At 42.7% G+C, this 14,981-nt stretch carries 14 protein-coding genes; 9 read left to right on the top strand and 5 right to left on the bottom strand.

Features of this window, described 5'->3' with window-relative positions; genetic code table 11:
- Positions 1-33: 33 nt before the first annotated feature.
- The 4 genes from C3F22_RS09940 to C3F22_RS18565 are packed head-to-tail and all read left to right on the top strand — an operon-like array spanning position 34 to position 2,961.
- Positions 34-372 (top strand): hypothetical protein, encoded by a 339-nt coding sequence (locus tag C3F22_RS09940; protein WP_104426469.1) that lies wholly within the window; start codon positions 34-36, stop codon positions 370-372.
- On the top strand, positions 354-1,100 hold the full coding sequence (locus tag C3F22_RS09935; RefSeq protein ID WP_104426455.1) for an IS5 family transposase: 747 nt from the start codon (positions 354-356) through the stop codon (positions 1,098-1,100). Before C3F22_RS09940 ends, C3F22_RS09935 begins: the two co-directional genes overlap by 19 nt.
- Positions 1,085-1,912, top strand: a complete 828-nt coding sequence (locus C3F22_RS18570; protein ID WP_228203536.1) for a TonB-dependent receptor plug domain-containing protein — start codon at positions 1,085-1,087, stop codon at positions 1,910-1,912. The genes C3F22_RS09935 and C3F22_RS18570 overlap by 16 nt, the downstream gene beginning before the upstream one ends.
- 29 nt (positions 1,913-1,941) lie before the next feature.
- Entirely contained in the window at positions 1,942-2,961 is a 1,020-nt protein-coding gene (locus C3F22_RS18565; RefSeq protein ID WP_228203535.1) for a TonB-dependent receptor domain-containing protein, read from the top strand.
- A 38-nt stretch (positions 2,962-2,999) separates the two neighbouring features.
- On the opposite strand, the gene C3F22_RS09925 is transcribed toward C3F22_RS18565, so the two are convergent.
- Both C3F22_RS09925 and C3F22_RS09920 read right to left on the bottom strand, forming a co-directional pair.
- Positions 3,000-4,007: a hypothetical protein gene (locus C3F22_RS09925; RefSeq protein WP_104426468.1), complete on the bottom strand. Its 1,008-nt coding sequence runs from the start codon at positions 4,005-4,007 to the stop codon at positions 3,000-3,002.
- Positions 4,008-4,021: 14 nt separating this feature from the next.
- Complete coding sequence (locus C3F22_RS09920) at positions 4,022-5,059, bottom strand: alpha/beta fold hydrolase (RefSeq protein WP_104426467.1); 1,038 nt, start codon at positions 5,057-5,059, stop codon at positions 4,022-4,024.
- Positions 5,060-5,368: 309 nt separating this feature from the next.
- Between C3F22_RS09920 and C3F22_RS09915 the strand changes: the two genes are divergently transcribed.
- On the top strand, positions 5,369-5,983 hold the full coding sequence (locus tag C3F22_RS09915; RefSeq protein ID WP_004783034.1) for a carbonic anhydrase: 615 nt from the start codon (positions 5,369-5,371) through the stop codon (positions 5,981-5,983).
- 34 nt (positions 5,984-6,017) lie between these two features.
- On the opposite strand, the gene C3F22_RS09910 is transcribed toward C3F22_RS09915, so the two are convergent.
- On the bottom strand, positions 6,018-6,647 hold the full coding sequence (locus C3F22_RS09910; protein ID WP_104427010.1) for an arylesterase: 630 nt from the start codon (positions 6,645-6,647) through the stop codon (positions 6,018-6,020).
- A gap of 11 nt (positions 6,648-6,658) precedes the next feature.
- Between C3F22_RS09910 and C3F22_RS09905 the strand changes: the two genes are divergently transcribed.
- Positions 6,659-7,384: an ABC transporter ATP-binding protein gene (locus tag C3F22_RS09905; protein ID WP_104426466.1), complete on the top strand. Its 726-nt coding sequence runs from the start codon at positions 6,659-6,661 to the stop codon at positions 7,382-7,384.
- Position 7,385: 1 nt separating this feature from the next.
- Entirely contained in the window at positions 7,386-9,881 is a 2,496-nt protein-coding gene (locus C3F22_RS09900; RefSeq protein ID WP_104426465.1) for an ABC transporter permease, read from the top strand.
- An 8-nt stretch (positions 9,882-9,889) separates the two neighbouring features.
- Here C3F22_RS09900 and C3F22_RS09895 read toward each other — a convergent pair whose 3' ends face one another.
- A complete protein-coding gene (locus C3F22_RS09895) occupies positions 9,890-10,717 on the bottom strand; it encodes a rhomboid family intramembrane serine protease (protein ID WP_104426464.1) in 828 nt (275 codons plus the stop codon).
- Positions 10,718-10,794: 77 nt separating this feature from the next.
- Between C3F22_RS09895 and mtgA the strand changes: the two genes are divergently transcribed.
- On the top strand, positions 10,795-11,469 hold the full coding sequence (mtgA, locus tag C3F22_RS09890; protein WP_104426463.1) for a monofunctional biosynthetic peptidoglycan transglycosylase: 675 nt from the start codon (positions 10,795-10,797) through the stop codon (positions 11,467-11,469).
- A gap of 49 nt (positions 11,470-11,518) precedes the next feature.
- On the opposite strand, the gene C3F22_RS09885 is transcribed toward mtgA, so the two are convergent.
- Positions 11,519-12,741, bottom strand: a protein-coding gene (locus C3F22_RS09885) for an IS3 family transposase (protein ID WP_104425744.1) whose coding sequence is annotated in 2 segments (ribosomal slippage) — positions 11,519-12,405 and positions 12,405-12,741 — 1,224 coding nt in all. Because the reading frame shifts where the segments join, the coding sequence is not laid out codon by codon here.
- A 153-nt stretch (positions 12,742-12,894) separates the two neighbouring features.
- Here C3F22_RS09885 and ppk1 point away from each other — a divergent pair.
- Positions 12,895-14,976, top strand: coding sequence for a polyphosphate kinase 1 (gene ppk1 / locus C3F22_RS09880; protein ID WP_104426462.1), 2,082 nt, complete (start codon positions 12,895-12,897; stop codon positions 14,974-14,976).
- Positions 14,977-14,981 lie beyond the last annotated feature (5 nt).

The following is a 14,981-nucleotide window of genomic DNA, read 5'->3' as shown; positions in this document are numbered from 1 at the left end:
CTTCATAAATCAACTTTTGGGGCACCTTCGAATATGAGTAAGCCGTTTATGAAATCGACTTTGGCCTTTGCAGTGCTTTCAGCATTAGCTGTTTCAGTACAAGCACAAGACCAGGTAACTGAAGAACAAAAAGCAGCATTACAGACTGAAGCTACTAAATTGCAGACCATTGTGGTAACCACAGCGGGCGGTTTTGAACAAAATATTGCAGATGCACCTGCTTCTATTTCAGTCATTACCGCGGAAGAATTACAAAAAAAATCATATACAGATGTAGGGTGTGTTGACACTTTTAGCTTAAAAAATAGCGAAGTAGTAAAATCAAATCGCCAAACCCAATTTTACTATTCGCTATGCTTCGTACCATGCTGACAGATCAACACTGGCAAAAGTTGAAAACTATTTTGCGTAATTTATCTATTCATCACAACTCAAATTTACGTAATTTTATTGAAGCTATTCTCTATAGAATTAGAACAGGCTGTCCGTGGCGAGATATTCCTTCCTATTTCGGTCAATCAAACTCTATTTTCAAACCTTTTAATCGTTGGTCAAGCAGTGGTAAGTTGCTTAGATTATTCAAATTATTAGCATCATGCCCCGATATGGAGTGGATTTTTATTGATGGCTCTCACGTACGTGCTCATCAACATTCTGCCGGTATAGCGAATCAATCCATTTCTAAAAGTGTAGGAGGAAACTCCTCAAAAATACATTTGATTGTTGATGCAAATGGCAATCCTGTTGATTTCATGATTACCGATGGAACCACACATGATGTCAAAGTTGCACCTGATTTAATATCAACATTAGACTTAAAAGAGACAAAAGTGGTCTGCGCAGATAAAGGCTATGATTCAGAACCACTGCGTGAACAGATCAGAAAAACAGGGACAAAAGCGAATATACCAAAGAAAATAAATAGCCAATCGAACAATGATCATATGGACTGGTATTTATATAAAATCAAGCATTTAGTTGAAAATATGTTTTGTAGATTAAAGCAATTTAGAGGAATAGCTACTCGATATGACAAGCTCAAAAGAAATTATCAAAGTGCTGTTGCCTTAGCCTGTATATTTTTATGGCTACCTTTATAGGTTTAATTATGAACAGTAAATGTCAACAGACCCTAATTGATGCTGTAAAAAATATGCCAGGTGTTTCTGTACAAGGCGGTGGCAATAATAAAGAGATTACAATCCGAGGTATGGGTGCAACCTACACGAAATACCTTGTTGATGGCAGACCAATTAGTGCCGGTAGAGCAGTGAATGGTAATGGTACAGATGGTGGGAAAATTGGTGCATATTTACCACCAATTGACATGATTGAACGGATCGAAGTCGTACGTGGTCCAATGTCATCACTTTATGGTTCAGATGCTATGGGGGGGGTAATTAACATTATTACTAAAAAAGCGTCTGCTAGTAATTGGCATGGAAGTATTTCTCCTGAATATACGAAGTCTGATAATGATTATGCAAATGATAGTTATGGCGTCAGCATGTATGTCACAGGCCCATTAATTCAAAATAAATTATCTTTAAGTATAGATGGTAACTTCCAGGGGAATGACGAAAGTGACTTTGTCGGTGGAGAAGGGCAAAAATCTGGTTCAAGTGAGTCTGAGAAGAAAGTTAGAAAGCTCGGTACTGAACTGGTTTGGAATATCGATGAACATAACGATATTGGTTTGAGATATGATTTTACAGGGCAGCAGTACACCACGACACTGGGTAAAAGTGTGGATGTTGCCACTCAAGCCTCTATCAATGAAAATGAGAAAAATCTATATACCTTAACGCATAAAGCACGTTACGATAATTTTAGCCTTGATTCATACTATCAAGATGAAACAACTAAAAAAGTTTATAGTGGTGCCGTTGCTGACGAAAAAATGAAGAATTAAAAGTCTTTAATACACAAGGCTCATTCTTTTTGGGTAACCATGCATTAACAGTGGGTGGTCAATATCAAAAAGAAAAAATCACTGATACCACAAATGGTCTAGCCGATATTACTGGGGTCACTTCACTCGACCGTTGGTTATTTGCTTTATATGCAGAAAATGAGTGGAGCATTACCGATGATTTCGCTTTAACTGTGGGCGCCCGCTACAATAAAGATGAATACTTTGGTGGTGAAATTACACCGCGTGTCTATGGTGTTTATCATTTAACAGATGCTATAACTTTGAAAGGTGGTGTAAGTACAGGCTATAAGCAACCAACGATTAGCCAAATTTCAGAAGGTTTTGGTAGCAGAACAGGAAAAGGCAGTGCTGTCATCATTGGTAACCCTGATTTGTCTCCAGAAAAAAGCACGAGCTATGAATTCGGATTTAACTATTCGGCTCCTGAACTTGGCTTAACAAGCAGTTTAATGGTCTTTAAATCTGATTTTAAAGATAAAATTGTTGAAGATCGTTTATTTGACACGCCAGGAACAACAAATAGTTCTCCTGTAGAAGAATGGAAATGTTCGGCAAATGGCAAGCCATATCGATTTGTTAGCCAAATGAAAAACGTTTCCGATGCAGAAATGAAAGGTGCTGAATTTACATTAGACTATGATGTACTGGATAATCTTCACGCGAGTACAAGTTATACTTATACAAAAACTGAGCAAAAAAGTGGCGAATTTAAAGGCCAGCCTTTGAATAAAATGCCAAAACATATGCTGAATGTCGGTCTGAATTATGATGTTTCAGATACCTGGACGACCTGGATGGACTATAATTACCGTGGCAAAACCAGTGATTATTTAAGCCGTACTTCTATGGATAATGGGACACCGGGATATGGTACTTTTGATGCCGGTGCAGTCTTTAAAGCGACAGATAACTTAAGTTTGACTGCTGGTATTTATAACATTGCCAATAAAGAAATTACCAATGGCGATTATGACATTGTACTTGATGGTCGTAGATACACCGTAGGTATGAATATCAAATTCTAATTCATAGATATGAAAAAGCCGCTCTCGAGCGGCTTTTTTTAGTCTTCAATCTTTAAAATTTTTAAGGTATTTTCAGCATAATAGAATTTTTCTAGATAGGCACGGGCACGTTCACGCAAATAGCCCTGATGAATCATCTGCTGAATTATCGGTGTTAGCAATTCATTCAGCTCATATTGAATCAACGATTCATCAATATTCAGATCTCGTAATAACTGATCAAATGTATGTTTCTGATTGCGTACATACCAGGTATAAATCCCGTCATGCAGTTGCTGCTGCAGATAGTCTGTCTGACGTATGTGATTCCAGATGTCATGACCTAAGCCGACCGTCTGATTCAGGTCCTGGGTTTCAATATAGTTCTTGAGCACGGACAGCGGCATGTCTTTGATCTTATGCCAAAGATTGGCCTGAAAATGGTATAGCTTGTCATCATCAAAGTGCTGGTTCAGCACATGCTCACTCATTTGGCTAAGTTTTAAAATATTTTTTTGCAAATAACGGGCAACTGTATTGTCCAGACTGGAATCCGTAACATTTTCCAGAACAGATTTTCCCATTTTCATGAAGCGGGAAACGCCCGGAACACTCTTGGCAATCACAGAATTATCCAGATAATCCTGAATCGAATGTTGGATCAGTTGCGTAATCATGGCTGAAAAAGCAGGATTATTCACCACCGCTTTGATCAGGCGCTGACGATGACCACTTTTGCTGGCCACATATTGTGCAATTTTATCAATGGTCAGTACCGGAATGACATCTGCAATTTTGGTCGTATCATTGGCTGGATGAACCAGTGCGAACCGGATATGTTCGGCAATCTGCTCAATCAGAAAAGAACTGGCAGCAGTATCCAGAATCTGCTTTTGTAGTAGCTGATTGATCAGTTCACAGCTCCACAGATCTTTAAGCGTCTGCTTGCGCAACCAGAGATAAAACTCGTGAAACTCGCTTTGAATGGTTTCAGATTGAGAAAATACCTGATCAAGAAAATCAAGTTGAGCATCAATCAACTGCTCAATCATCGGATGTTTCTGCATAACTTCTCTGAAACTTAATTAAAAGGAATGAGTTTATCAGCTAGTGGATTTTTTAGGGTCTGTGTCTTGGCCAGGAAAGGTAAATAATGTTGGGCGACCTGTTTTTCTGCTTCCAGAATCGGCATATGACCAACATTATTTAAAATCACCGGAGTTTCAGCACGTTTTAATAAAGAATATAACTCTTTCACCACTTCGACATTAATAATCCGGTCCTGTTTTCCCCATAGAATCAAGGTAGGCGCTTCCACTGTACGGGTCAGACGGGCAAAGGTATCAGGCGTATACAACCGGTTAAGCATTACCACCTGATCAATCGATTTGCTGGTTTGTTCGGAACGGGCAATCAACAGTTTTTCCTGCGCATGTCTTAACTGGTAAGGCATCGCTGGCGGATTCTGCATTAGCTGTTTGGAGACATCTTCCAGATCACCAGGTTTACTGACAATCAGGTCTTTGAGTGCATGCGGGTCTTTGGTATAAGGCGTATTTCCCATTTTATAGATGCCGGCACTATTCACTAGAAACAGGCTTTGGGTATCGAAAGGGTATTGTGATGCATAGACTGTCGCAATTGAGCCGCCTAGAGAATGACCGGCGACATGCAGATTTTTTTCAATCTTCAGGGTTTCGACAAAGGTACGTAATTGCGAAGTGACATTGGGTACAGACAAATCAAAATCTGCTGGAACTCGGGTATCGCCATTACTCGGCAAATCTGGAATGATGACATGATAATAGGGCGTCAAAAACTGGGCGACGCGGTTCCAGTTGTCGCGTGTGCCTGCCAGACCATGAATCAGGATAATCGAGGGTTTGTTTTTTGCACCACCTTCGCTATAACTCCAGGTCACATCACTGACTTTCAATGTTTTGGATTGTAGGCCCGCCTGAATGCGTTGCTGGCTCAGATAAAGCTGTAAAACTTCAGCAGACTTGGCTTTCGGTGGCGTAAACAGATATTGGCTATGGCTCAGGCTGGATATGCTGAGACCCAGAGCGACTAAAGTGGAATAGATAATTTTTGAGCGCAATTTTATTATTTTCTTCATTAGCACTGTCCCTTGAAAAAAACTGAGCAAAAACGCTCAAAATACTTCCGTGTTATCGATTTGCAATTTATAGATGAATCAAATCGTAATGTTTCACTTATTTTAAAGCATTCCTTAATATTGTACATCTGTTAATTATTAGCTGAAGCAGAAAAACTGTCCAAAAACCGTGACGAACTTCACAGAAAAATTCCCAGAACAAGAAATCATCAAAGAGCTAAAAATTTTACAGCTAATTTTTTTTGCAAGTGACATTCAAAAAATCTAGCAGTAAGATATTCCCACTAAAAACATCGATGGTAAAAAAGAATGCTCACAGCTCAGGAAGCTATAGATCGTCTTAAAAAGGGTAACCAGCGCTTTGTCAATGGTGAAACGCAGCATTTAAAATTATTATCGCATCAGCAACGTGCTGAAATGGCAGAAAGTCAGGAACCATTTGCTATTGTTTTAGGATGTTCAGATTCACGTGTACCCGCAGAAATGGTCTTTGACCAAGGGTTAGGTGATCTGTTTGTCATTCGGGTAGCAGGTAATATTGTTGCACCGTCTCAAGTCGGCAGTGTCGAATTCGCAGCAGAAAGTTTTGGCTGTCCGATTGTAATTGTCTTGGGTCATACACATTGTGGCGCTATTCATTCAACAATTGAAGCATTAACCAATCCAGCAACGCCGCCATCTGCAAATCTGATGTCGATTGTGAACCGTGTACGTCCATCAGTTGAAATTCTAATGCAGACTGAACTGAAAGATGACCTGAATAAACTGTCTAAACATGCAGTCCGTTCCAATGTATTTGCTTCAGTAAATCAATTACGTCATGGTTCTGCAGTTCTGGAAAGCCTGATTGCTAAAGGTAAGTTACAGGTGATTGGTGCAGAATATTCACTTGAAACCGGTGAAGTGACTTTTTTTGACTTCTAAGAAAATTTTAAGATTTGATCCAGTTAAAGGCGTCTTAGAGGGCGCCTTTAATATAAGGATAAGCATTATTTAATAAAATAGTTTGGGCTTTGGCATTGGGGTGAATCTGATCCTGTTGCATTAGGCCTTTATTGCCAGCGACACCTTGCATAAAGAAGGGTAGTAATTTGACCTTATACTGCTGACTGACCACCTTATAGTTATTTTCAAAAGCCTTGCTATATGCCTGACCATAATTTGGTGGCATTTTCATTCCAAAAACAATGACATTCGCCCTGGCTTTCTGGCTCTGCTGTACCAGAGCTGCTAAATTTTTTTGAATCATTTGGGGTGGCTGCCCACGCAGGCCATCATTCCCGCCAAGCTCAATCACCACAACATCTGGACGGTGAGTCTGCAATAGTTTTGGTAATCTCGCCAGGGCACCACTGGTGGTTTCACCGCTCACACTTGCATTGACCACTTTATGCTGTTTCGGATAGTGTTGGTCCAAACGCTTTTGTAATAAATGTACCCAACCTTGCTGTGGTTGCATGCCATAACCAGCACTTATACTGTCACCCACAATCATAATGGTCTTTGCCGACAGACTAAAAGGAATCAGGCACAGTCCAAAGAATACCAGGCAAGGCAATACACGATTTTTCTGATATAGATCTTTCATATAGGACACGTATGATTCAAAGCAGCAACGATTCGACCATCATGCCACAAGCGATTATTTCTGCCCAGAAATTGACACAAAAGATACAACTTTCACAAAAACAACTGACTATTTTTGAAGATCTTTCGCTGGAAATTTTGACTGGAGAACAGGTCGCCATTACCGGACGTTCCGGTTCAGGAAAGTCGACTTTACTGGGTATTTTGGCCACTTTGGATCAGGCCAGTGCCGGGCAGTTAACGGTTTGTGGGGAGCTGGTATCGAGCTTGAATGAAGAACAGCGCGCTTTAGTCCGGCTAAAAAATATTGGCTTTGTATTTCAGTCTTTCCAGCTTTTGCCTCATCTTACTGCGCTTGAAAATGTCATGCTGCCTTTACGTTTACAGCCATATTTTAAATATAGCCATGCCGAACAAAAGGCGCTGGCATTGCTACAAAAGGTCGGATTAGACCGTCAGGCTCAGCAAACACCGAAAGTACTGTCGGGTGGGGAGCAGCAACGTGTCGCCATTGCCCGCGCACTGGTCAGTGAGCCTAAAATCATTTTTGCTGATGAACCGACAGGTAATCTGGACGGGGAAACTGCCCAAGAAATCGAACAACTGCTCTTTCAGTTGAATCGTGAATTAAGCACCACGCTGATTCTGGTTACCCATGATCCTGATCTGGCCCGGCAATGCCAGCGTCATTTTGAACTGGTCAATGGTCAGTTGATTGAACATGCGAGTGGAGGCTGATATGCAGCATCTGTTTCGTCCTTTACTCAGACAAAGTTTTAATACGACAGGAATTTATCTGCTAATCATCGCGCTGACCTTAGCGATTAGTGCCACAACGGCACTAAAGTTCAGTAATGAACAGATTCAGAACGCCGTTGCTTTACAGGCAGCTGAAATGCTGGCGGGAGATTTGGTACTTTCTGATAATGAGCCGCTAGCTCAGGAATGGCGTGATCAGGCCAGGCAGCTCGATTTACAGCAATCTGAAGTCACATTTTTTAGTACGATGGCTTATACCAATGATCAGTTTGTCATGGTCAATGTTAAGGCTATTGATCAGGCTTTTCCTTTACGAGGAGAGCTACGGGTTCAACCTGCAGCAGACAAAATCCAAGCGGGGGAAATCTGGCTGAGTTCACGGGCCATGGATCTACTTAAGGTCAAACTGGGTGATGAACTGAATATTGCCGATGCCAAATTTAAGGTTACTGCAAAAATCGAGCAGGATTCGAATCAGGAGCTCGGCTTTTCTGGCTTTTCGCCGACTGTAATTATTGCTCAGTCAGAAGTGGCGCGCACCAATGCGATTCAGGTCGGTAGCCGGATTGATTACCGTTTATTAATGGCGGGTAATCCAGCCGATACCCGGCAATATGAAGCCTGGTTCAAGCAGAAGATAAAATCTGAAAATGGAACTTCAGATGAAGCAGATGCTGGGGTTGAGGGACAAGAACTGGAACAGCAGGGCAGTCTGCGCTTACGTAATGCCAGCGAAGGCAATACCCGTTTAATGAAACCAATTGCCAATCTGGATACTTTTTTGCAACTGGCCAATATTCTCACCATTTTGTTATGCGGGATTGCCATTGCTTTAACTGCGCAGCGTTATGTGCAGCAGAATCAGGATCATATTGCCCTGATGCGCTGTATTGGCGCGACCAAAAATCAGATTCTGGCCGCTTATCTGGCTTTGCTAGGTTTAGTGCTTTTAATCGCCATGCTGGTTGGTAGCGTAATAGGTGTAGCATTGGGTTATGGCTTATTGCAACTTATGCTACAGCTGATTCCAAACTTGCAGCTTGAGTTTTCTGCTACGGCGATGCTGCTGAGACCATTGCCAATTGCCATGCTGACCAGTGCTGTGGTGTTATTGGGCTTTGTCATGCCAAGTCTGTTTCAGCTCTTGAATACCCCTCCGATTCGGGTCATTCGTCAGCAGGAAAAATCCGTCCATTCGATGTTGTGGATGTTACTGACCGGAACCTTAAGTCTGATTATTTTCAGTGTGATTTTAACGGAAAATATTCTGCTGACAGCTTGGGTGATCGGGGCCATTATCCTGCTCTGTGCCGTACTGTATTTCACGGTCTGGAGTATCTTAAAACTGCTGCGTAATCTGAAATCCAACCTGTCTGCGTATGTGCGGACACCGTATCAGACCGCTTTACAAATTACTGCTTTAGCCCTTGGACTCAGCTTGATCAGTGTGCTGGCTGTGCTACGTACCGACCTGCTTGATCGCTGGCAGCAACAGTTGCCGGAAGGGACACCCAACCAGTTTGTCTATGGTCTGCCGCCTTTTGACATGCCTGACTTAAAAGCTCAGTTAGAACAGAATGGCTGGAAAAGTACACCCTTGTATCCCAATATTCGCGGGCGTCTGGTGGCGAAAAATGATCATCCTTTTGCTGCTGAACTGGTCAAGCAGAGTAATACCTTAAGACGTGAACTGAATCTGACTCAATCGGATCGCTATCCTCAGGATAATGTCATTGTGCAGGGGGAGGCAGGATTGAAACAGCCGGGTGAGGTTTCGGTCGAAGCCAATACTGCACAAGAGCTGGGCATCAAACTGGGGGATAAGCTCAGTTTTAGCTTGCCTGAAGGCATACTCGAAGCCAAAGTGGTGAATCTCAGAACGGTAGAGTGGGAAAGTTTTAGTCCAAACTTCTTCTTTATCTTTGCACCAAATACCATGGATGCTAATGCTGGCAGTTATCTGGGCAGCTTCTATGTACCGGAAACAGATAAAGATAAACTGGTGAATCTGGTTCAGCGGTTTTCCAATACGGTATTTATTGATGTCAGCCTGATTCTGGAAGAAATCAAACGGATTGTGAATGTACTGGTGCAGATCATTACCATTCTGGCTGTGCTGGTCAGCGTATCCGGTTTTCTAGTACTGATGGCCTGTCTAAACCTGCTCATGGATGAACGTAAACGTGAAGTGGCTTTGCTCCGGTCTTTTGGTAGTTCCAAACAGAAGCTGAAAACCATGATGAGTCTGGAAATCGGTTTTATCGGACTATTCGCAGGTATTGTTTCATGTCTGTTTGCAGAAGTGATCAGCGCCATTGCCAGCTATAAGATAGATCTGATCATCGAGCCCCATTGGGAAATTTGGATTATCCTGCCTGTGTTTATGACAGTTTTGTGTACCCTGATCGGGCGTTATCGTCTGAGTTATCTTTCCGAGATTCCGCCCTTGCAAAGCCTGCGTGAGATGAATCAATAAGATTCATCTCACGCAGTTTGATCCGCTAACTGCTGTTGTAGCATCTGTAAAATCTCTTGCCAGAGTGGGCGGATCAGTTCAAGCAGGGCCAGATTATATTGATACAGCACGACACAGGCAGCGACGCCGAGCAGTAAGGCAACCAGACTGACCAAACGGCCACGCTGCATTTTCTGACCGAGATACCAGAGCGCTGTTAGTCCGGCCCCCATGATCATGCCGCCAATATGTGCGGCATTGTTAATTCCGCTAATCATAAAGCCCATCACCAGGTTAAGGCCCATGATCATTACCAGTGTCTTTTTATCCAGAATAAAAGGCTGACGGGGCAACATCGGCAGTAAAGACAGAACAGTCAGTGAGGCACCGAGACCCATGACTGCACCCGAAGCACCCGCACTAACACCCGGCAATAAGCCAGGATTGGCTACACCGCCTTCGATTAAGGCATAGCTGTCCTGGATGCTCATATAACCACTGAGCAAACTGCCCATCAGGCCGGCACAAATATAAAGACCTGTAAAATAGACCCGGCCAAAAATTTGTTCAGCGACACTACCAAAAATATACAGTGCCCACATATTCAACATCAGGTGAATTAAGCCAAAATGAAAAAACATGCTACTAAACAGGCGTATGGGTTCCGCTAAATACGTTAAAGGTGCATAATCTGCCCCCCAGCGAATGGCATCTGGAGAACTGGGCTGTGTGATATCCATACCATTCAGAACTTGCCAGCCAAACAGGCCGACATTGATGCAGATCAAGAGTGCGGTCATCCACCAGAGCTGCATTTCAAGTTTGCGATGTGTTGTTGGGGGAGAATTTTCAGACATGCTATTTTTTTGCTGTGATTGTATATTTCGAATAAGCTTAACACGAAAAATTGAATTTTCAGGAGTAACGCGCTGACATGAAAGCCTTTCTGACCCGCACCCTTCTCGTGATTGTCAGTGTGATTCTACTTGTTCAACTGTGGATTTTTGCAAGCTTAGCCTGGTGGCGAACCAATCCGGTGAATACCACCATGATGATGCGGATTGATTATTGGACTGAGCCCTCCAAGCCCATTCAACATCAGTGGCGCCCTTATGATGAAATCAGTACCAATCTGAAACGGGCGGTAGTGACAGCAGAAGATGGAAAATTCATGCACCATCATGGCTTTGACTGGGATGGTATTCAGACTGCGCTCAGCCGTAACAAGAATGAAGGCCGTGTCGTAGCCGGTGGGTCAACCATTTCCCAGCAGCTGGCCAAAAATCTGTTCCTCGTCAACAAGCGTTCATTCCTGCGTAAAGGTCAGGAAGCTGTTGCGACCTGGATGATGGAACGCATGTGGTCTAAAGAGCGTATTCTGGAAGTGTATCTTAACTCGATTGAGTTTGGAGACAATATCTACGGGGCAGAAGCTGCAGCCAAACATTATTTCGGTAAGACTGCAGAGAGCCTGACGCGTGATCAGGCCATTTTCCTGGCAGCGATTCTCACCAATCCAAAATATTTTGAAGATCATCTTAATGCATCAGCCCTAAAAGCACGTAAACGTATGATTCAGCGTTATATGCGCTATGCTGAAATCCCTTAAATAATGTCTTGTCCTGAAATAGATTGACAGTATTCCACTTCAAACCGAGTTAAGCAATTAGCTCGGTTTTAGTTTGCTCATACGTCTGATTCGGGGTGTTCATATTTAAACTTAAATGTGGTCTATAGCAATTATAAATCATGATAGATTCCGCAATTAAGTGATCTAACTCTTTCATGGTTTGACATCGTGTAGTTAAAAACTCCTGCTTTAATATTCCATTAATCCGCTCTGCTAATGCATTCTGGTAACAGTCTCCTCCATCTGTCATAGAAGGACATACCCCATAATGGCGTAATGCCGATTGATATAGTTCAGAGCAATACTGAGAGCCTCTGTCTGAATGGTGAATCATCCTGGCTGCCCGATCTGTCACATGCTGCATCGCCATATGTAGTGCCTGCACAACATTCTCTGCACGCATATCATTCGATAACTTATAACCTTTAATCTGGCGGGTATAAGCATCTGTCACTAAGGATAAATAATGTACGCCTTCAGCACTCTCAACATAGGTAATATCACTGACAAAGACTTCATTGGCTTGCACCGCTGAATAATCCTTTAATAAATTTGGATGCTTCTTCATCCAATGCTTGCTATCCGTAGTTTTTGTATAACGACGCTTGGGGCGAATCAATAAATTATTTTCTTTCAATATCTTAAATAACTGATCCCGTCCACACTTTAAACCACGCTGCAACAATTTGCCTTTAATAAGCCAATACAGCTTACGTGTTCCGATACTTGGCATGAGACAGCGATACTCCATAACCAACTCGAGTATTTGTTCTGTTACTTGTGCAGTCATTTGAGCACGTTTTTCTGCTTGATAATAAGCTTGTCGGGTGATTCCTAACCACTGACAATAACGTGAAACGCTTAGTCTTCTTTGGCTTTGCCAATCTTTGAAACGTGCTCGGTATACTTTTTTCCAAGATCAGTCCCACACTCTTTATCAATGTGATAAATCACATCCTGTATAAATTCAGTTTTGAGCTTTTCTGCGGCTAACTGTTTTTCTAATTGGCGGATTCGTTGTTGGGGTGTCAATTGGCGTTTAGAAGAAGTCGGCATATTCGAAGTCCAATCCTGTTGTCCGTGCTTGCGTAACCATACCAGCACAGTTGATCTTCCTTGAATACCATATTTTGCCTGAGCTTGTTTATAAGTAATTTGCCCTTTTTCTACTTCATGTACCACCATCATTTTAAAGGCGAAGCTATAATCACGTTGTGTGCGCTTAACTCGTTGTTCTCGTGCATGTTCCATAAAATAAGTCTCTTAAGGTGTAAACTTATTTCAGGACGGGACATAAAAATATCAAGATAAAGCCCAAATATTTGGGCTTTTTTTATGAAAATGTCATTAATTTGAAGCATACTAAAAGCAATAAGCAAGACTTGAAAATAGCGTAGGTTTGATATGAATACGGCAGCCAGTACGACTTCGGCACCAACCGAATATACTTATAATGATCGTTACATTAATCGTGAACTGTCTATTCTGGATTTCCATTTGCGAGTGCTGGAACAGGCGGTCGATCCTCTGCATCCTTTGCTGGAACGCATGAACTTTCTTTTGATTTTTTCACGTAATCTGGATGAGTTTTTTGAAATTCGTGTGGCTGGCGTCATGGAACAACTGGATTTGGGCAATGAAAGTCGCAGTCCGGATGGTTTGACGCCAAAACAAGTATTAGAACAGATTGCCGAAACTGCGCATGCCGCCATTGAACGTCAGTACCGTATTTTAAATGAAGAGATTTTGCCGAAACTGCGTGAGGAAGATATCTGTTTTCTGCGTCGTGGAGAGCTAACACCGGCACAATCGACCTGGGTGAAAAAATATTTTCAGGAGCAGGTTGCGCCAGTTTTAACGCCCATTAGCCTTGATCCGGCACATCCATTCCCACGATTGGTCAACAAATCTTTAAACTTTATTGTGACGCTAGAAGGGAAAGATGCCTTTGGCCGTCAGATTGATCTTGCGGTTGTTCCTGCGCCACGTTCATTGCCGCGTGTGGTGCGTTTACCGGATGAACTGACTGATGGTAAAGAACATCATGTGATGTTATCCGCCATCATTCATGAACATGTGTCTGACCTGTTCCCGGGCATGACCGCGACGGGATGTTACCAATTCCGTGTTACCCGGAATGCCGATCTGGCCTTAAATGAAGATGTTGAAGACCTGGCCAAAGCCTTAAAAGGCGAGCTAAGTTCGCGCCGTTTTGGTCGTGCAGTCCGTCTGGAAGTGACTGAAAATTGTCCGCAGCATATTTATGAATATTTGCTGGAAGAATTTGATCTGGATGAAGACCAGCTCTATAAAGTGGCAGGACCGGTTAATCTGGCGCGATTACTGTCCAACTTCAAACGTCCACATTTACGTTATGATTCACATACGCCAATTCTGCCTAAAGTACTAAAAAAATCTGAAAATGTTTTCAGTGCCATGCAGAAGCAGGATATTTTGCTACATCATCCATTTGAATCTTTTGCTCCAGTGATTACGCTGTTACGTGAAGCGGCACGAGACCCTCAGGTACTGGCGATCAAGCAGACACTGTACCGCAGTGGTCCAGATTCCGAGATCGTGCAGGTGCTAGCAGAAGCGGCCCGTAACGGTAAGGAAGTGACTGCAGTCATCGAGCTACGTGCACGTTTTGATGAAGAATCCAATATTGCAGTTGCCAACGTACTGCAAGAGGCGGGGGCTGTCGTGGTCTATGGCATTGTTGGCTATAAAACCCATGCTAAAATGATTCTGGTGGTACGCCGAGAAAATAACAAGCTGGTGCGTTATGTGCATTTAGGAACCGGAAATTATCATGCGGGCAATGCACGGATTTATACCGATTATGGCTTGTTAACCACAGACAAAGATCTGTGTGAAGATGTGCATCGTATCTTCCAGGAATTGACGGGAATGGGGAAAATGGCCAAGCTGAAAAAGCTGCTCCATGCTCCATTTACCTTGCATGCCCAGCTCATCAACTATATTGATAATGAAATTGCCAATGCCAAAGCGGGCAAGAAAGCTCAGATTATCGTGAAGGTGAATGCTTTAACTGAGCTGCAACTAATCAATAAACTTTATGAGGCTTCACAAGCGGGTGTACAGATTGACCTAATTATCCGCTCGATTTGCTGCCTGCGTCCAGGCTTGCCGGGACTTTCAGAGAATATCCGGGTACGTTCAATCGTCGGCCGTTTCCTTGAACATACGCGCGTGTTTTATTTTAGCAATAATGGCAATTCCCGCATTTATTGCTCAAGCGCGGACTGGATGGATCGCAACCTGTTTAATCGCGTAGAAGCCTGTTTCCCGATTGAAGATGAAACATTGAAGAAACGCATTTACCAGCAAGGTTTATTAAATTACCTGAAAGACAATCAGCAGGCTTGGTTGTTACAAGGAGATGGAACCTGGGTGCGTGCCCAAGTTGCAGAAGGTGAACAACCGCATAATGCACAGCGTACCTTGCTGGAAACCTTTAAATAACTCTA

The organism is Acinetobacter sp. ACNIH1 (genome assembly GCF_002934695.1).
GTDB classification, from domain to species: domain Bacteria; phylum Pseudomonadota; class Gammaproteobacteria; order Pseudomonadales; family Moraxellaceae; genus Acinetobacter; species Acinetobacter variabilis.
Note: the sequence above shows the minus strand (reverse complement) of the source record. Positions and strands in the feature narration are given on the sequence as shown.